At 41.1% G+C, this 17,472-nt stretch carries 15 protein-coding genes; 6 read left to right on the top strand and 9 right to left on the bottom strand.

Features of this window, described 5'->3' with window-relative positions:
• Positions 1–8 precede the first annotated feature (8 nt).
• The 3 genes from QQK06_RS07985 to maoP all read right to left on the bottom strand — a co-directional run bounded on the left by QQK06_RS07985 (position 9) and on the right by maoP (position 3,530).
• Positions 9–1,997: a flavohemoglobin expression-modulating QEGLA motif protein gene (locus QQK06_RS07985; protein WP_284244130.1), complete on the bottom strand. Its 1,989-nt coding sequence runs from the start codon at positions 1,995–1,997 to the stop codon at positions 9–11.
• Positions 1,981–3,027 carry a glutathione synthase gene (gene gshB, locus QQK06_RS07980; protein ID WP_284244129.1) on the bottom strand — a complete coding sequence of 349 codons (1,047 nt, stop codon included), beginning with the start codon at positions 3,025–3,027 and terminating at the stop codon, positions 1,981–1,983. Before gshB ends, QQK06_RS07985 begins: the two co-directional genes overlap by 17 nt.
• A gap of 146 nt (positions 3,028–3,173) precedes the next feature.
• Complete coding sequence (gene maoP / locus QQK06_RS07975; protein ID WP_284244128.1) at positions 3,174–3,530, bottom strand: DUF413 domain-containing protein; 357 nt, start codon at positions 3,528–3,530, stop codon at positions 3,174–3,176.
• A gap of 209 nt (positions 3,531–3,739) precedes the next feature.
• On the opposite strand from maoP, the gene QQK06_RS07970 reads away from it, so the two are divergent.
• The 5 genes from QQK06_RS07970 (at position 3,740) to QQK06_RS07950 (ending at position 9,939) form a co-directional block, all read left to right on the top strand.
• Positions 3,740–4,570, top strand: coding sequence for a LysR family transcriptional regulator (locus tag QQK06_RS07970; protein WP_284244127.1), 831 nt, complete (start codon positions 3,740–3,742; stop codon positions 4,568–4,570).
• A gap of 222 nt (positions 4,571–4,792) precedes the next feature.
• Complete coding sequence (locus tag QQK06_RS07965) at positions 4,793–6,376, top strand: alkaline phosphatase (protein ID WP_284244126.1); 1,584 nt, start codon at positions 4,793–4,795, stop codon at positions 6,374–6,376.
• Between the two features lie 11 nt (positions 6,377–6,387).
• Positions 6,388–8,202, top strand: a complete 1,815-nt coding sequence (locus QQK06_RS07960; RefSeq protein WP_284244125.1) for an alkaline phosphatase — start codon at positions 6,388–6,390, stop codon at positions 8,200–8,202.
• A 99-nt stretch (positions 8,203–8,301) separates the two neighbouring features.
• Positions 8,302–9,009, top strand: coding sequence for a hypothetical protein (locus QQK06_RS07955; protein WP_284244124.1), 708 nt, complete (start codon positions 8,302–8,304; stop codon positions 9,007–9,009).
• Positions 9,010–9,060: 51 nt separating this feature from the next.
• Positions 9,061–9,939 (top strand): kinase, encoded by an 879-nt coding sequence (locus QQK06_RS07950; protein ID WP_284244123.1) that lies wholly within the window; start codon positions 9,061–9,063, stop codon positions 9,937–9,939.
• Between the two features lie 26 nt (positions 9,940–9,965).
• On the opposite strand, the gene QQK06_RS07945 is transcribed toward QQK06_RS07950, so the two are convergent.
• The 6 genes from QQK06_RS07945 to QQK06_RS07920 all read right to left on the bottom strand — a co-directional run bounded on the left by QQK06_RS07945 (position 9,966) and on the right by QQK06_RS07920 (position 15,300).
• Complete coding sequence (locus tag QQK06_RS07945; RefSeq protein WP_284244122.1) at positions 9,966–10,955, bottom strand: WD40 repeat domain-containing protein; 990 nt, start codon at positions 10,953–10,955, stop codon at positions 9,966–9,968.
• A complete protein-coding gene (locus QQK06_RS07940) occupies positions 10,952–11,413 on the bottom strand; it encodes a methyltransferase family protein (protein WP_284244121.1) in 462 nt (153 codons plus the stop codon). The genes QQK06_RS07945 and QQK06_RS07940 overlap by 4 nt, the downstream gene beginning before the upstream one ends.
• Before the next feature lie 145 nt (positions 11,414–11,558).
• Positions 11,559–12,089, bottom strand: a complete 531-nt coding sequence (locus tag QQK06_RS07935) for a VOC family protein (protein WP_284244120.1) — start codon at positions 12,087–12,089, stop codon at positions 11,559–11,561.
• Positions 12,090–12,242: 153 nt separating this feature from the next.
• A complete protein-coding gene (locus tag QQK06_RS07930) occupies positions 12,243–14,024 on the bottom strand; it encodes a M61 family metallopeptidase (RefSeq protein WP_284244119.1) in 1,782 nt (593 codons plus the stop codon).
• Positions 14,025–14,097: 73 nt separating this feature from the next.
• Entirely contained in the window at positions 14,098–14,958 is an 861-nt protein-coding gene (purU, locus tag QQK06_RS07925; protein ID WP_284244118.1) for a formyltetrahydrofolate deformylase, read from the bottom strand.
• Between the two features lie 111 nt (positions 14,959–15,069).
• Positions 15,070–15,300: a VF530 family protein gene (locus tag QQK06_RS07920; RefSeq protein WP_284244117.1), complete on the bottom strand. Its 231-nt coding sequence runs from the start codon at positions 15,298–15,300 to the stop codon at positions 15,070–15,072.
• 163 nt (positions 15,301–15,463) lie between these two features.
• Here QQK06_RS07920 and QQK06_RS07915 point away from each other — a divergent pair, with 163 nt between their 5' ends.
• On the top strand, positions 15,464–17,344 hold the full coding sequence (locus tag QQK06_RS07915; RefSeq protein WP_284244116.1) for a methyl-accepting chemotaxis protein: 1,881 nt from the start codon (positions 15,464–15,466) through the stop codon (positions 17,342–17,344).
• Positions 17,345–17,472: the final 128 nt, after the last annotated feature.

Genomic DNA, 17,472 nt, shown 5'->3' with positions numbered 1-17,472 from the left:
TTATAACGTTACTTTATTGAATTTACAATAAAATCTAAAACGTTGTCACCTGAAGGCCGATATGTGAGATCGAATAACGGCTTTGGCTTTTTCAGCATACCCCGTTCAACAATTTCATTAATAATATTAAAATCCAGCAATCCGGTTTTTCCGATCAATAAGTTATCGATAGATTGTTCTTTAGTTAAGCTAAGGATATCGCTAAAACCACGTAAATAAAGATAGTCTTTGGTAAAACCTCCACCACGGTATACTCGGGTAGTTAAGGTAAAGGCGGCACTTTTTTCCAAAGCAAATTCATTCATTAATGCATGGAAGGTCTTAACAAAATCTCCATGTTCTAACATATAGTTAACGGCAATGACTCGTAGCGCAATAATCTGCAAGCGTTCCAGCGTTAAACTGCCGGAACAGTATTCACTATAGAGTGCCAGTCCTTCCTGAGCATGGGTATTGCCGGCTAAGCCTAAACTAAAGACTTTTAATGGTTGTTGTTTGGCGTAAAGTGTAGTGAGCATATGAATGCCGAGTTCATGATAGGCAAAGGCGTGAAGTTCCTTCTCACTAAATTCGGCATTTTTATTGATCAGCAGTTGCGCTTTTTCATTATTGACCATCGCCTTAGCAACAATTTTACTGGATTTTTCAATCTTACACTTTAATCCCCAGGCGTCGGCCTGAGTTTTAAAATAGTCGATAGCGCGATCCGCGTTATATAGTGGCTGCGGTGTTAGCGTCTGATGATTTAAATGCAGTAAAAATCTGGCGTTGGCAATATCGCTATGATTGGGCTCACCGTAATACTTTAATGAATTATATAAAAACTCATCACTGCCAATGGTGGTTAATAAATCGATTTTACTGGCGAGATTATCGATCACATGACGATAGAGCTGTTGTATGTCGGCATCCGGGACATCATCTACTGGCAACTGATATAACAGCTCCCTAAATTTATAGGGATTGATATTGAGTTGTTTGTAATTAAAATTTGGTGCGATATAACTGTTTTTCTTGAGGAACTTGTTACGTTCTGCCACCAGGTTTATCGGGTTGATAAAGTTTAAGGTTTCAATGTTTTTGCAGAGTGCGAACAGCTTTTTATCCAGTGTCAGCACTTCCTGGCTGATATTGGACGATAAAATATCGGCTTTTTGTGTTTGGCGGCGCTTACCGTAGCGGCGCATAAAAAATGCTGCCGTTTCACTAATGGCATTTTTGAAGCCAGCTTTTAGTTCTTCAAGTACCAACGGGTATAATTCACCACTGTCTTCATCCATAAAGACTTTTTTTACTTCGGTTGGCAGTACTAGGGTATTGTCAAAATGAGCATTAATATGGCTGATCAGGTAGCCGCGGCCATGAAATACTTCGTCGGTGGCGGCTCTGACTTCCATATTTGGCAGGCTGATACGATTAAGCTGCTTCTCAAAGTGTTGAACAACTCTGCCCCAGCGTTCAATATCGATTTGTCCGGCACCGATGTTAAAGGTTGGGGTATCGTTTGCAATACGTCGGTAGTTATAGGAATGAATATCAAACACTATGGCATTTTTAAATTGCTGCTCCACTACCGTTATTATTGCCGAGAGTACATTATAAAATGCCTGGTGTTTTTTATGGCTTTTATTCCGTTGTGCCGTGCTTAACGGCTTTTTCCATACTTGTTTGTTCCACGCGGTTTTGAAATACGTCGATAGGGTTTTGGCCCGGTTTAAGTCGTATTCAAAGCGAGAATCGTTACCGATAAGCTGGATCGGAAATGAAGAGATCAGCTCATCAGTATAAGGATCTTCTTCATAAAAGCGCTCTTGCTTATTGAGTAAAAAGGATTTTTGCAGCTCAGTTCTCAGCTGATGACCGTTATGAATTGCGGCGCAGATAATTGGCGCATATTCATCGATTTTAACGATAAATGCCCCTGATTCTACTTGAGCATGAAAACATTCTCGCTTTTTGATCCGAGCGATGCACTCTTGTTCAGATAGCGTTAGCATCTTCGATCACCTGTCTAAACTGAGTTTTACGGCTCATCACCAGCTCTTTGGCATGGACAACACTTTCGACGAAGTCGATCACTTGTGCTTGCAATTTCACCCGATTCAATTTGTTGATCCGGACAATACCGCCTGGGCTCAGTACATTGACTTCTATTAACTTACCACCGATGACATCGATACCGGTAAAGTAAAGGCCATCACGTACAAGTTTAGGACCTATGTATTTACAGAGTTTTTTCTCTTGTGCGGTTAATTTGTGTTTCACTACTCGGCCACCGGCATGGACATTTGCCCGGACATCATCTGATGCAGGAATACGTTTCATCGCGCCAATAGCTTCACCGTTGAGCATTAATATTCTGACATCGCCTTCTTCTGCACCATGGACATAATCTTGCAAAATCACATAGTTACTACCTTTGCCGTGCTCGTCACCGCCAATATAAAAATCCAGTAATGAACGAAAGCTCTGACGGGCACTTTTTTCTAACACGATCACACCACGGCCACCAAAACCATCCAGTGGCTTAAGGATCATTTTATCGCTGTTTGACTCGTTAAATATTCGCTCTAGATAGTCGCGGTTCTTCGAAACATGAGTTGCCGGAATAAATTCACTTTCAGTGTCCTGAAATGAAGCGGTATAAATTTTATTATTGGCGACTCGTAAACCATCAATATCATTCATGATAAAGGTATCACCACGTACTGAGTCGAGAAAGTTTAGTGCTAAGGTATCTAACGGCGGGTTGGCACGCATAATAATAGCATCAAACCCAGCTAGCGGTAGCTGTACTCGTTTAAATCTAGCGTTTTTATGAAAACTGGGGATGTTATCGGAAACTTTAGCTGTTTTGGTGAACACATCACAAAAAGCGCTGGCAACACTGTCTCTGATGGTTAAATTATTAACGGTTGATAGCGCAACGGTATGCCCACGTTTGACGCATTCGTGAATGAGTCTAAGCGTAGAATCTGATTCCGCTTCTACGCGATCCCATGGATACATAATAAAACAAATTTTCATGTGCAACGCCTCAATTATTTACCCCGCACATTAATGTGCTAATTTTGCGCGGAGCATACAGAAAACTGATAATCAAAGCTTGCGAATAATTTTTGTCGATACGAAAAAAATTATTTGTTTATCGACCCTAGTCTTTCCTGTGCTGGTTAAAGGGTATCAAGCGTGCTGTCTTGAGTCGTTTCATGTATTGGGGGCATTTCTCTTTGGCTACTTTTGGCAAAACCGTGGTGCACTTTGCTTTTTGCTACCGCATTAAGGTATTTTTGCCATAGCTTGACGCTATAAATAGCATCTGGGGTGCCTGTGTTGATTTGCAGCACAAATTGCTGCTCTTCTTCATTTTCAGGCATTAAGGTACCATTAGTTAGTGCGTCAAAGGTTGCGCCGTATATTTCAAGCTCCATTGATTCGCGTTTATTGAAATTACCACTTCTGGATAGGCCATGAGGGAATACTTTATCGCCAAAGAATAAAGTTTTGCCTTTTCTGATTTCTGTTTGCATGTGTGTTGCTCCTAAAATTTACTCAACAATAATGATGAATAGCATCAGGTTTGAAAGCGATCCGGTGTTGATTAACATCAGTCGTTTTCAAATAAATATTGAAACGTCTCGAATGTAAGAGAAAAAATTTTAAATTAAAAACAAAAAATATTTGTCGCCACGATAACTTTTATTTAAATTTAGACTTTCTCTTTTTCTTGGTATCTATTGTGGATATTCGAGTTTTCAAAACTTTTATTGCTGTTGCGGAAAATAAGCATTTTGGTCGCGCGGCTGAAACCCTTTATATTACTCAGGCTGCGGTTAGTGCGCGTATTAAACAACTGGAAGAGTTTTATTCTACTCAGTTGCTTATTCGTGATAAAAATAACCTGAGATTAACGCCTGCAGGTGAAGCTTTGTTGTCGCATGCTCATCTGATGGTCAGTCAAATGGAACAGTCGAAAATATCATTATCGATTGCCAATCAACAAAAAGCCTCATTTAATATTGCTGCGACACCAAATGTTTGGGATGCATTTTTTAGCTCGCGTATTCATGACGCATTAGCCTTGTTTGATCATCTAGTATTGGGCACAGAAATGTCGGTGCGCGAAGCGATTCAGCGCAAACTGTATGACCGCACCATTGACGTCGGTTTACTGACAGATCCAATTAAGGATGATGACTTTGTTAATCAGTTGATTGGCCATTTTGATTTAGTGTTAGTGGGGAGTTGCTCGGAGCTAGCCATGCTAGAGCAGGATTATATTCTGGTTGATTGGGGCATTACTTTTCATCGTGAACATGCGTTGCATCATAAATTGGCACCTAGCTTTAAAACGTCAACTGCAATGATGGCCCTGGAAGTGATATTAGCTAAAGGAGGCTGTGCATATTTACCAATGGAGCTGGTCAGTGAACAACTGAATAATAACACTTTGTATTTAATCGACAGTAGCTTACAGATAAAACGCCCGATTTATATGGTCTATCGTAAAAATACCATCAATGAATCTTTGGTGGATCAGTTTAAAGCGCTACTGAGTAAAATTCAGTAATATGATGCCGCATTTAATTGTTTTTCGGTAAAAATTCGAGTGCTGCTTTGGTGTGTGATGATGTCTGTCACTTTTCTGCCATCAAACGGTAACTATTTAGTCACATAGCATCCATCTAAGTGTCATTTTCCCCCTTTAGGATTCTGCTATCCCAAATGCCAGATCACAAATATTTGTACTTTGGGATAGACAAATAAAACATAATTCTCAGAGGAAAGAAATATGAACTCTACATGGGTTTCACTTTCAGCATTATCGTCACTTATTATTTCATCGGCAGCCTTTGCCGATGTCGTACCAAGTGTACAAAAAACAAGTAGCTGGTATACCGATGCTCAAGCAAGCATCGTGAAAAAAACGCAACAAACACATACAACTAAAGCAAAAAACGTCATTTTGTTTGTTGGTGATGGAATGGGGATTTCTACTCTAACTGCGGCGCGAATTTATGCAGGGCAATTAGCAGGTAAGTCAGGGGAAGAAGGCTATTTAAGCTTTGAGACTTTTCCTTATTCAGCTCAGGTTAAAACTTATAATATTGATGCGCAAACCCCAGATTCTGCCGGTACTATGACGGCGATGATGTCTGGTGTTAAAACCGATGCCGGGGTTATCGGCGTAGATGCTGATATTGAACGTGGTGATTGTGCTACTGTCGCAGGTAATGAGTTAGTGACGGCAATTGAACTTGCCGAAATTAAAGGTTTATCAACTGGTGTGGTATCAACAGCTCGTATTACGCATGCAACGCCAGCAGCGACTTATGCTAAATCGGCGGACCGTAACTGGGAAGATGTCTCTGACATGCCGAGCGAGGCGGTTGAACAAGGTTGTGAAGATATTGCTGCTCAATTAGTCAACTTTGAACATAACTTGGAAGTACGCTTTCCGGGTGTCGATGTTGATGGCCTTGAAGTCGTTATGGGCGGTGGCCGTCGTCATTTCTTGCCAAAAGATGAAGCTTCTAATTCAGCGGATGCCAGAAGTTCTGTTGAAGGTGATCGTACTGATGGTCGTGACTTAACCGCAGAATGGCAAGCGATGTATCCAAACGGTCAATACGTCATGGACCAAACCGGCTTTGATGCTATCGATGCAGCAAATACTGAGCGCGTCTTTGGTTTGTTCAATGAATCGCATATGCAATATGAAGCGGATCGCGCTAATGATATCTCAGGCGAACCATCGTTGACTCAAATGACCACTAAAGCAATTGATGTCTTAGATAACAATGCTAAAGGTTATATGTTAGTGGTGGAATCTGGTCGTATTGACCACGGCCATCACGCGGGCAGTGCTTACAACGCGTTAACAGATACTGTTGAATTTGCTAAAGCCGTACAAGCGGCGGTTGACGCAACAGACCCGGAAGAAACGCTGATCTTAGTGACTGCTGATCACAGCCATGTATTTACCATTGCTGGTTACCCAAAACGCGGTAACCCTATTTTAGGGAAAGTGGTTGGTATTGGTAGCGAAGAACCAGCATTAGCGGCTGATGGCATGCCGTATACTACGTTAGGTTATACCAATGGCTTAGGTTTTAGAAACTTGGTTGCAGAAACTGATGCCGATGCCTCTTATAGCGATGAAGCAGATAGTGGCCGTAAAGACTTAACGTCTATTGATACTCAATCTTCTGGTTATCACCAAGAAGCTTTGATCCCTAAAGGCTCTGAAACCCATGCCGGTGAAGATATTTCGCTTCATGCCTTTGGACCAAGCGCACATTTAGCCCAAGGGGTTATCGAACAAAGCGTACTATTTCATATCATCAACCAATCACTTGGTTTAATCAGCGAGTAAAGGGGCAAACAATGAAATCATTAAAATTACTCTCATTATCTATGTTAGTTGCTCTTACAGCTTGTGATGGAGATGACGGAAAAGATGGCACAATTGGCAGCAATGGTGTTAATAGTTTAGTTAATCAAACGGTATTAACGGTTGGTAACGCACATTGCGCAAATTCAGGTGTACAAATTGATTCAGGGTTAGATGTAAATGGCAATGCGCTATTAGATGATGATGAAGTCACCACTACTGAATATGTTTGCTCGCCGGCATTAAATCAAGCATCAGGCGAAGGGGTGAGTGCAACGGTTAACAATGCTTGGTTTAGCCAAGGTAAGCGTCAGGTGGCTAAAGCTGCGCTTAATACTGATGCCATTGTTAATGCTGCGGGTAAAGCGAAAAATGTGATCTTATTTGTTGGTGACGGTATGGGCGTATCTACGGTAACCGCAGCCCGTATTTTTGAAGGTCAGCAACTGGGTAAAATGGGGGAAGAACATCAATTAAGCTTTGATAAATTCCCATATTCAGGTTTTGCTAAAACTTACAACGTTGATGGTCAAACGCCAGATTCGGCCGGTACGATGACCGCGATGATGTCAGGGGTAAAAACTGATGTTGGTGTGATTGGTGTTGGAGAAGGGGTAGAACGGGGCAAATGTTCAACGGTTGCCGGAAATGAATTGGTGACTGCACTGGAACTGGCTGAAATTGCCGGAAAATCAACCGGGGTTGTTTCAACCGCACGTATCACCCATGCAACACCCGCTGCTACTTATGCAAAATCAGCTGACCGTAACTGGGAAGATATCTCCGATATGCCAGCATCAGAAGTCGCCGCAGGCTGTGAAGATATTGCTTCTCAGTTAGTCAATTTTGAAGCTAACCTAGAAACGAAGTTTGCTGGTGTTAATGTTGACGGTATCGAAGTGGTCTTCGGTGGAGGTCGTCGTCATTTCTTACCAAAAGATGCGGCGTTTAATAGCGCAGATGCTTCTAGTGCTATCGAAGGTGATCGTACTGACGGTCGCGACTTAACCGCTGAATGGCAAGCACAATATCCAACAGGTAATTACATCGTTGACAGTGCTGGTTTTAATGCAATATCTGGTGACAGCACTGAGCGGGTATTTGGTCTATTTAATGAGTCACATATGCATTATGAAGCAGACCGTCAAAACGACTTAGTCGGTGAGCCGAGCTTAAGTGAAATGACGGATAAAGCGATTGATGTCTTAGACAACAACAGTAAAGGTTATTTCTTGATGGTGGAAGCAGGTCGTATTGACCATGGTCATCATGCAGGAAGTGCCTATAATGCCTTAACAGATGCGGTTGAGTTTGCTAAAGCAGTACAAGCAGCGGTAGATTCAACTGACCCGGATGAAACCTTAATTATTGTTACTGCTGATCACAGCCATGTATTTACTATTGCGGGTTACCCAAAACGCGGTAACCCTATTTTAGGTAAAGTGGTAAGTATTGGTAGTGACGAACCGGCATTAGCGGCTGACGGTATGCCATATACTACCTTAGGTTACACTAACGGATTAGGTTTCAGAAATTTAGGTAATGAAACTAATGGTGACGCATCTTATAACGATGCTGCAGTGACTGAACGTCAAGACTTAACTTCCGTTGATACTACAACTTCTGGTTATCATCAGGAAGCATTAGTGCCTATGGGATCTGAAACGCATGCTGGTGAAGATGTTGGTGTTTATGCTATCGGACCAGGGGCGCATTTGGTGACGGGTACTAATGAACAAAGCTTAATTTTCCATATTATGGACCATGCGGCAAGTTTAGTACTTAAAGCAGAAGCGGCAGCGGAATAATCTACAATAGACTAAAAATCTAGATACTATATTCCATAAAACTGTCATCTAAGGTTGGTATAAGTAGCGATACGTATACCAACCTTTTTTATTAATAACATGAAGAAAATAATTTTACTGTTCCTATGCTTTGGCGCATTAGCACATGCAGCACCTCAAGCTGATTGTGACCAAAATCATCTTATTGCCCATTACCGTATTGACCAGCATCAGGCTAACCAAACAAAAACATTAGATCAGACTTTGGTGCGTCAGGATAATCAGCTGATCCAGTTATTTTCCGGTCAACAATATGGTGATATGTGGCTGAAACTGCCAAACGATAAATTAATGTTAACTCGCTTTTTTCCGGCTGAGCAACGAGCGATTGAATACCAAGCAGAAGATATTAAAGGTAATTTGCTTGGCTCAGATTTTTGGCAAAAAAAATGGCAACTGCTCTCGCCGCAACTGCTTGATAAGATGCCTGTCAGTAAACAAACTGGCAATGGATGCCAGCTAGTTGAACATAGACAATGGCAATTTCAAGATACAAGTTACAACTTACGTTGGTTACCTAATCAACAGCTAATTGAACGTTTTGAAGTGAGTGATAATGGCCAATTAATCGAAAGCTGGCAATTGACTAATATTGAAACTGGATCAGAAAAAGTAAAGATATTTATCGCACCTATTAGTAACTATCAAAGCACTGATTTTGCTGATATTGGCGACAATGAAGCAGACCCGTTTTTCGCCAAAATGATCACTCAGGGGTTTACTCAACAGTTAATCAAACATACTGAGCTTGAGCAACATCGTCATTAGTTAACTGCTATCAGACTTGTTATGCTAGTAGGTAGTGATTAGGGATACCTTATGTTCAATGACTTTATTCGCCGCCATCAACTTTCTGCCAGTTTTGCTACTGTGGCAGAACAATACTATCTGCCTTTAGCTCATCGTATTACTCAACAGGTGGAGCATTGTCAACAACCCTATTTTGTCGCGATAAATGGCTGTCAGGGCAGTGGTAAGTCAACCTTGGCTGATTATCTAGCAAGCTATTTAAGAGAGCAATGCCAGCTTAACGTAGCCGTATTGTCGCTCGATGATTTTTATTTATCGAGTGAGCAAAGAAAACAGTTGGCACTTAAGGTACATCCGCTATTTGCCACTCGTGGCGTGCCAGGCACTCACAATGTCCAATTACTTCAGCAGGTATTAAATAAATTGAAACAAGGAGAAACGAATTTTTGCCTACCACGTTTTAATAAAGCCACCGACGAACCTGAGCATATTACTAACTGGTCTTATATTAGTGAACCAGCAGATTTGGTGATAGTTGAAGGTTGGTGTCTAGGAGCTGTGTCTGTCGAACCGAGTAGTTTGCATCTTCCAGTTAATGAACTTGAGCAAAAGCAGGATCCAAAGGCGCGCTGGCGGAGCTACTCTAATGAGGTGCTGGCGTGTGATTATCAGCCTTTGTACTCGTTATTTGATTATTGGTTGTTATTAAAAGCACCGTCGTTTACCTGTGTTTATCAATGGCGCTTAGAGCAGGAGCAGAAACTCGCTCGTCAAAATAAGCTAGCTGAACATAAAATTATGTCTGAGGCTGAGATTGGTCATTTTATTCAGCATTTTCAACGATTGACCATGACCTGCTTGCAACAGTTACCGACAAAAGTTGATTGTCAGATGTTGCTTAATAGTGAACGCGATATTGAACGTGTGATTTATAAGACTAGCTCATAGTTGAACCATTACTGACTTTTACTTATTTAGCTAATTTCAGGAGGCAGATCCCACGTTTGATAGACACCATCGCTGGTGATAGTGGCTAGCGTAGTATTGTTGATAAATTTTAATGTGATCACCGATGCACGGTTACGGTTTTTATTTTTAAATGTTAACCACTGAGCACTGAGTTTTCCTGTTTTTACTTGCCATAAGCGCAGTTTTTGTTTTGGTGATGCACTGGCCAGCCATAAGTTATTGCTAGAAAATTGCGAGTCATTAAATTCTATAAACTTAATGTGACTGTTAAGCTCGGCGAAGGGTTTACCTATTTTTAACAGCCAGAAAGATCTGTCTTTAACTGCGTCTAGAGAAAAGCCTACTTTGCCATCACCACTCATGGTGACATGATTGACTCTGGAGTGATGATCAAAGCTATGAATCACTTTACCCGTTTGGGTATCCCAGAGCATGGCGGTTTTATCGCTTGAACCAGTAAAGGCTTTGTCGCCGTCATCTGAAATGCTAACGCTATTAATATCTAAGCGATGTGGTTTAAAGGTGGTGATCTCATTACTTTTTACAGCGACAACACTGGCCTGGCCGCTACGAAAACCAAAGATTAATTTACGTTCATTTGCCGACATCGCAATATCGTTAATAATATTGTCACCAGCACTCCAGACGGTGATCAGGCGACCTGTTACTAAGTCATATAAATGGACATTTATTCGGTTTGAAGTATAGAAATACTGATTGCTTGTTGAGATGCCGACCAGTTCAATCATTTGCGCTTCCAGTCCTTTCAAACATGGAAATACTTTTGCATTATTTTTATTTTGCCATAAACACACCTGCTTACCGGTACTGAGCAAGCTGTAACTACCATCATCAGAGATAGCAGCTGCCTTGAGCACCTTGTCGCTGTAGTGTTGTTCCAGTGTGGCTGGTGAAGTATAAATATCGTTTTCTGAGCAGGCAGTTATCAATAGTAATAGGCTGAAAATGCTGAATTTTTTTATGATCTTGTTCATATCCAGCGCTTTACCTGTTTGCAATAATCAATATATTGTTGTTGAAAGAGTTTGGTCAGCATTTTTTCTTCCGGCTTAATTTGAAAATAGGTCATATAGAGTACAAATGCCACTACAAAAACTAATGAAATTGGGTTACCGAGGAAAAATGCCCAGCCAATTAACGCTAACGCCATACCAACATACATAGGGTTACGGGTAATTTTATAAATACCTATATTCACTAATGCACTGCTGGTTTCTGGTTTTATCGGGTTTACTGTGGTCTGTGCTTTTTTAAACGCTAAAACCCCGATTAGGGCTATTACAAATCCCGTTGCTAGCATCAACAAAAACACAGTTATTCGCATGGTGAAACTTAATGGATAGAGAGGAAAATAAGGCTGGCTTAACCACATCAATAAAGCAGACAATATCACTAACAACACCGGAGGAATTTTCAGTTCTAAGCAACGCATGGTAATTTTTATTAACTAAAAGAGTAAGTTTGATAAAATATTATGTCACTAAAAAAGCAAATTTCCTATCGGCTCAATTTATATCACGCAAAAAAAAGCCTGCTGCCAATCAGCAGGCTTTTCTGTTAACGCGAAACTGTTAGTGCTAGTCTTGCTCGTGTAACCAGGCAGCGTGTTTTGGTGCTCGTTTTGTTACCGCCCACTCTTCAATCATTGCAGGTGCGACTTCGTTAAGCTGTTTATATTGCTCTGGTGTGCCAATATCAGCAGCTAGCTCTAAGCGATGACCGCTTGGATCAAAGAAGTAGATTGATTTAAACACTCCATGGTTAACCGGACCTAAAACATCGACGCCTTTACTTTCTAAAGATTCCTTCGCGGCAACTAAGGCATCAAAATCAGCGACTTTTAACGCTAAATGTTGCACCCAAGCTGGAGTATTTTCATCACGCCCCATGTCATCAGAGTTAGGTAATTCAAAGAAGGCTAAAACGTTGCCCATACCTGCATCAAGGAAGATATGCATATAAGGATCTGGTGCTTTAGTTGATGGCACTTCATTTTCTGCGATTGCCAACACTAGGTCCATATTCAATTTATCTTTATACCACTCAACGGTTTCTTTAGCGTCTTTACAGCGATAAGCGACGTGATGTACTTTCTCAATTTTAATCATAATAGCGGCTTCTTTTGTTTAGCATTAGATAGCAGCATAGTACAGTAAAGTGCAGAGATTTAGTAACTTTTGTTACTAAATCTCTAGCCTGAGACCAAAAGAATTGTTAGTTAAAGTTTACAATCTTTGTATATTAGTCTCTATATCAAGTGGTTAAGAGATGATTTTTCGCCAGTTTTCACTGAGCTTAGCATCTTGTTCCGTTAGCGTTATTGCAGCTAGCGGTGAATCAGTAAATGCCAGTTCACTGATGATTAACTGATCATCTCTGAAATAATGACAACTAACCTTAGTGGTTGCGGTTAAGTGCTCAGCCAGGCTTTGCAATGACTTGTCGGTGATTTTAAGGCCGTTGACCGCAACTAAAACATCATTAACTGCAAGTCCTGCAATAGTCGCTGGCGAATCTTCACTCACCTGACTTATTTTAACGCCAAGCGGTTGAGTAGTGTATTGGGCACCGAGATAAGGGCAGTAGTCTTCGCTTTCTGTGGTTTCCAAATTATTTAATAGTTTGAATTTGCATGGGGTAAAGCTGACTCCTACTTGTGCCAATAATGGTGCTAGCTCAATACGTTGTGCACTTTGTAATAACTCTGTCAGCGCATCGCCGATGTCTTCACCGCATAATATATTGGCAATATTGATAAAATCTTGTTGTTCGGTGCCTATGCCTGGGCGGCCAAAATGCATCCATAATTCACGCATTAGGTTATCTAAACTATATTGCCCCTGTGATTTACTGCGAATTGTTAAGTCGAGCCATAATGCGATTAATGCTCCTTTAGTGTAATAACTAACGATATTGTTAACCGCATCAGGTCCTTGTTGGTAAAACTTGGTCCAAGTATAAAAGCTCGACTCCAACACGCTCTGTTTTAGTTCGCCTTTGCCGCGATATACCCGGGTTGCGGTTTTCGCCAGTAATTGTAAATAATCACTAAAACTGATGATGCCAGCCCGGTACAGCGAGAAGTCATCGTAATAGGACGTAATACCTTCATAAGCCCACAGCTGTTCAGTATAAGACTCTTGTGCTAGCTGGTAAGGAACAAAGGCTTTTGGCTTAATGCGGCAGACATTCCAGGCATGAAAATATTCATGTGAGCATAATGACAAAAAGGTTTTGTATTCATCAGTTAGCTGCTCAGGTTTATTTGGGTTAGGTAAATCAAAGCGGCTGGCTTGCAATATTGTAGAATTCTTATGCTCCAAGCCGCCAAAACCTTTAGCGAGTAGATGAGTAATAAACCAATATTCGCTAAACGGTGCTTCGCCAAATAAACTGATATGATGCTGGCAAAGCTTACTGACATCGCGGACGATTCGCTCACGGTCACCATAATGCTCACTGGTGAACACCATATGATGCGTCACCCCTTCTACTTCAAATTCAAAGCTGTCAAAGTCGCCCAGAGCTACTGGACAATCAATAAGCTGAGCATAATCCTGAGCGAGATAGTCACCAAATTGATATTTTTCCGTTGATTTGGCACGCGGCATACCGGTAGCAACTCGCCAGTGATGAATAGAATCAGCTGGTATTATCGTTAATTTGCATGGCATGGTCGTTAACTCATTAATGGCTAAAAAGCAGGAACTGCCATTAAAAAAGCCACGCTGACTATCTAAATAGGCGGTGCGTACCGACAGATCAAAGGCAAAAACCTGATATTTTATTTCGACTACATTATCAGTGGCTATTAATTGCCAGCTTTGTTTATCCAGAGGCGTGATTTCGATCGCTTGCTGTGAATTGGATTGTGCCGTTATGCTGATGATGTTTTTAGCAAAATCTCGGATCATATAACTGCCGGGCAACCAGGCAGGTAATGACAAAGTGTATTCTTTATCTTTTATCGTTTGAAAGTGAATACTTACTTCAAATAGATGGCTATTTAAGTTACTGGGTTTTATTTGATAATGAATTGTCATAAGGGTCAGATTTTTCGCTAACAATAGAAGATGAAGTTAATGTTAGCGAAAATCTGATCAGGCGTCTTGTGCTTTAAGCAAGAATAACGGTTTTATCGCCGTTTAAGCAGATACGCTGTTCAACATGCATTTTCACTGCGTGACTGAGCGCTGTCGCTTCAAGATCGTGGCCGAGGTGCACCATTTGTTCTATGGTGTAAGTATGATTGATCGGTTTAACTTCCTGGACAATGATCGGTCCTTCATCAAGATCGGCGGTGACATAATGAGCGGTTGCTCCTATTACTTTTACGCCGCGCTGATGAGCTTGATGGTAAGGTCGCGCCCCTTTGAAACTAGGTAAAAACGAGTGATGAATATTGATCGCCCTGCCACGTAATTGTTGACACATATCATCTGATAAGATTTGCATATAGCGAGCAAGTACTAATAAATCAGCAGCAGTGTTTTCCATTATCGCTAAAATGGCCGCTTCTTGCTCTGGCTTGTTATCTTGCGTGACCGGTAAATAATGAAATGGAATGTTATGCCACTCAACTAATGACTGACAGTCTTGATGGTTAGAAACCACGGCGACAATATTGGCGGGGAGCGCTCCTGCCTTCCATTTGGTCAATAGTGACACCAAGCAGTGATCATATTTTGAAACCGCCAGCACAATGTTGGGAAAATGATTTTTTTCCCTTAAGCGATATTGCATATTTAGTGGCGCAGCGAGTTCATCAATGCCTTGGGCAAACTCATCGGCAGCTACTGTCATATTACGATCATCAAAGGCAATACGCGAAAAGAAAGTTTCGCTATAAGGGTCACTATATTGTGCAGTTTCGGTAACAAAGGCACCGTGTTCGAATAAATTTTGTGTGACTTTGGCCAGTACGCCAGTGGTGTCTGGACATTGCCAGGTTAAGATATATTGGTTGATTTCACTCATAGTTTGATTACAAAAAATTGGACTGCTTTGCAGTTTGCCGCTTTTCTTTGCGGAGAGCTAGCATAAATTGCTATAGCGTAGACCTGGGTGGCATATTGAGTGATGTTAGACTCACGCTTTATGCACCAGATGTTTATGTTTGATATAAAAATTTTCGACTTTTTCCCTCGCCCAGGGAGTTTTCCGCAAGAACTTTAAACTGGATTGAATACTTGGCTCGTGGGTAAAGCAGCGAATGTTGATTTCCTGACCTAAGGCGCTAAAGCCAAAATGATCTACCAGTTCGGTGAGCAGAGTTTTTAATGTGATGCCATGTAATGGATTATAAGGTTGATTATCCACAAGTTTTTTCGCTATGGGAAAACAGAATTACAGTTTATCATGACACTGTTATCTTTGCTGTACAAAATAGTAGAGAGCGTATTTGTAAGTGGCTTGGATCTTAGATAAGGCAGTGCTAAGGTATTGAGCGAAATAATAAATTATAATAACAAGAGAGTTTAGCGTGTTGCAGTTAAAATTTGCTCATAAAATTATACTGGTTAGTGCGGTGTTATTGCTGTTAGCACTACTGACATCGACCAGTATCAATTATATTTCGTTAAAACATGATACCCAGGATAATTTAAATCGTGCCATTGATGAAATAGGTCATTCAGTTGCCGGCAATATTGCCAATTGGTTGAATGGCAAACTACGAATTATTGAATCAATCGCACAGACAACGTCAGCGAAACCACAAAAACCTGTGGTATTAAAAGCGGTGCAACAGGCGGCTAAAGCTGGGCTATTTAAAAGTGCATATGTCGGTGTGGAAAGCACTGGCGAGTTCATCTTAGATGATCAGCAATTAGAGTTACCAGCAGGTTATGATGCCCGTAAACGTCCCTGGTATACCCAAACCAAACAATCAAGAGAGTCTTCGTTCACCGAACCTTATATGGATGTCACTATTAATAAGTTAGTGATTTCTCCCGTAGCGCCGGTGGAAGTTAATGGTGAATTTATCGGGGTTGCTGGTGGTGATATTCTACTTGATGATATTTCTGAAACGTTAAACGCGATTGATTTCTTAGATATAGGTTACGCTTATTTAGTCACAGCAGAAGGAAAAATTCTCAGTCATCCACAACCAGACTTCGTTGAGAAAAATATTACTGAATTGTTAGGGGTTAAGCCGAAGTTTGTTAAAGAGCTGAACGAAATTAATGATCAGCAGATTGTCTCTTTTATTCCTATTACTGGCATCAATTCAGTGAATTGGTACGTTGGGGTGTTACTGAACAAAGAAAAGGCGTATAAGCCGTTGGTAGAAGCTCGTAACAGCGCGATACTGGTAGCGGTGATCAGCTTGTTAGTAACGGTTGTCTTACTGCATTTATTGTTTAATCATTTAATGAAGCCTATTTATCGACTCAATACCGCTATTAAAGATATTTCACAGGGGGATGGTGATTTAACGCAACGTTTATCCGTTGATACCCAAGATGAAATTGGTCAGCTCTCAGAGAACTTTAATGGCTTTATCGAACGCATTCACCTTGCAATGCAGCAGGTTCAAGCATCTGCTAATGTGTTGAATGAACACATAGAGCAAGTACGACAAAGCGCCCATTCTGGAATTGAAATGGCTGAACAGCAGTTAGGCCGAGGCACTAATGTTTCCAGCGCCATTACTGAATTAAACAATTCATCAGATGAAATTTCTGCCAATGCGGCAAATGCATCAGAACTTACCTCGGCAATGCAAAATCAATCACAAGAAGGGATGTCGGCATTAAACGCGAATATTGAATCGATTTTGCAACTATCTGGCACGATGGAAAGCTCTAGTGGTGATATCGAAAAACTCAGAGCGGAAGCCAATAATATAGCTAATATTTTAGATGTGATTATGGGCGTGAGCTCACAAACTAACTTGCTTGCGCTTAATGCTGCTATTGAAGCAGCGCGTGCCGGTGAAGCAGGCCGTGGCTTCGCCGTGGTTGCTGACGAAGTACGACAGCTGGCACAACGTACGCAGGACGCCGCGACTGAAATTGAAAATATAATAGAGAACTTACAGCAAGGCACTATTTCTGTCGTGAATTCGATGGAAGAAAGTCAGAGAAATAGTCAAGCGAGTGTTGAAAAGGCCAATGTTGCTGATGAAACCATGCAGACTATCGTAGGGTCACTAAAAGAAGTGGATAATGAAAACCACGCGGTGGCGGAAGCGACCAAGCAACAAAGTGATGTCATCAAGTCTATTGATGAAGACATCATGCAACTGATGGAATTGAACCAGCAAGGGGTCAGTAATCTACAGCAAACCCAAAGTGCCTGTGATAGCTTACAACGTGAATTTAGTGATCTGAATCAGTTAGTTGGACAATTTAAAGTCTAAGCGTGCGTGCTTTGTTGGCGACAAATCATTAAGGCAAATATTGATGAATATTGGATAAAAAAAGAGCGTATTTGCTCTTTTTTTTATTTGAGCATTATCAAGTATTGGTGATAAGGAGTGAATGCTGG

Origin of the sequence: Thalassotalea insulae, assembly GCF_030161395.1 — a bacterium.
Classification (GTDB): domain Bacteria; phylum Pseudomonadota; class Gammaproteobacteria; order Enterobacterales; family Alteromonadaceae; genus Thalassotalea_E; species Thalassotalea_E insulae.
The sequence above is the reverse complement of the archived record's forward strand: the minus strand, read 5'-3'. Positions and strand labels throughout refer to the sequence as shown.

Excerpts from the sequence above, each read along its gene's own strand:
- QQK06_RS07955 (WP_284244124.1), top strand. The coding sequence starts at position 8,302 with ATGAAGAAAATAATTTTACTGTTCCTATGCTTTGGCGCATTAGCACAT.
- maoP (WP_284244128.1), bottom strand. The coding sequence starts at position 3,530 with ATGCAAACAGAAATCAGAAAAGGCAAAACTTTATTCTTTGGCGATAAA.
- QQK06_RS07965 (WP_284244126.1), top strand. The coding sequence starts at position 4,793 with ATGAACTCTACATGGGTTTCACTTTCAGCATTATCGTCACTTATTATT.
- QQK06_RS07950 (WP_284244123.1), top strand. The coding sequence starts at position 9,061 with ATGTTCAATGACTTTATTCGCCGCCATCAACTTTCTGCCAGTTTTGCT.
- QQK06_RS07985 (WP_284244130.1), bottom strand. The coding sequence starts at position 1,997 with ATGCTAACGCTATCTGAACAAGAGTGCATCGCTCGGATCAAAAAGCGA.
- gshB (WP_284244129.1), bottom strand. The coding sequence starts at position 3,027 with ATGAAAATTTGTTTTATTATGTATCCATGGGATCGCGTAGAAGCGGAA.
- purU (WP_284244118.1), bottom strand. The coding sequence starts at position 14,958 with ATGAGTGAAATCAACCAATATATCTTAACCTGGCAATGTCCAGACACC.
- QQK06_RS07935 (WP_284244120.1), bottom strand. The coding sequence starts at position 12,089 with ATGATTAAAATTGAGAAAGTACATCACGTCGCTTATCGCTGTAAAGAC.
- QQK06_RS07930 (WP_284244119.1), bottom strand. The coding sequence starts at position 14,024 with ATGACAATTCATTATCAAATAAAACCCAGTAACTTAAATAGCCATCTA.
- QQK06_RS07945 (WP_284244122.1), bottom strand. The coding sequence starts at position 10,955 with ATGAACAAGATCATAAAAAAATTCAGCATTTTCAGCCTATTACTATTG.
- QQK06_RS07940 (WP_284244121.1), bottom strand. The coding sequence starts at position 11,413 with ATGCGTTGCTTAGAACTGAAAATTCCTCCGGTGTTGTTAGTGATATTG.
- QQK06_RS07960 (WP_284244125.1), top strand. The coding sequence starts at position 6,388 with ATGAAATCATTAAAATTACTCTCATTATCTATGTTAGTTGCTCTTACA.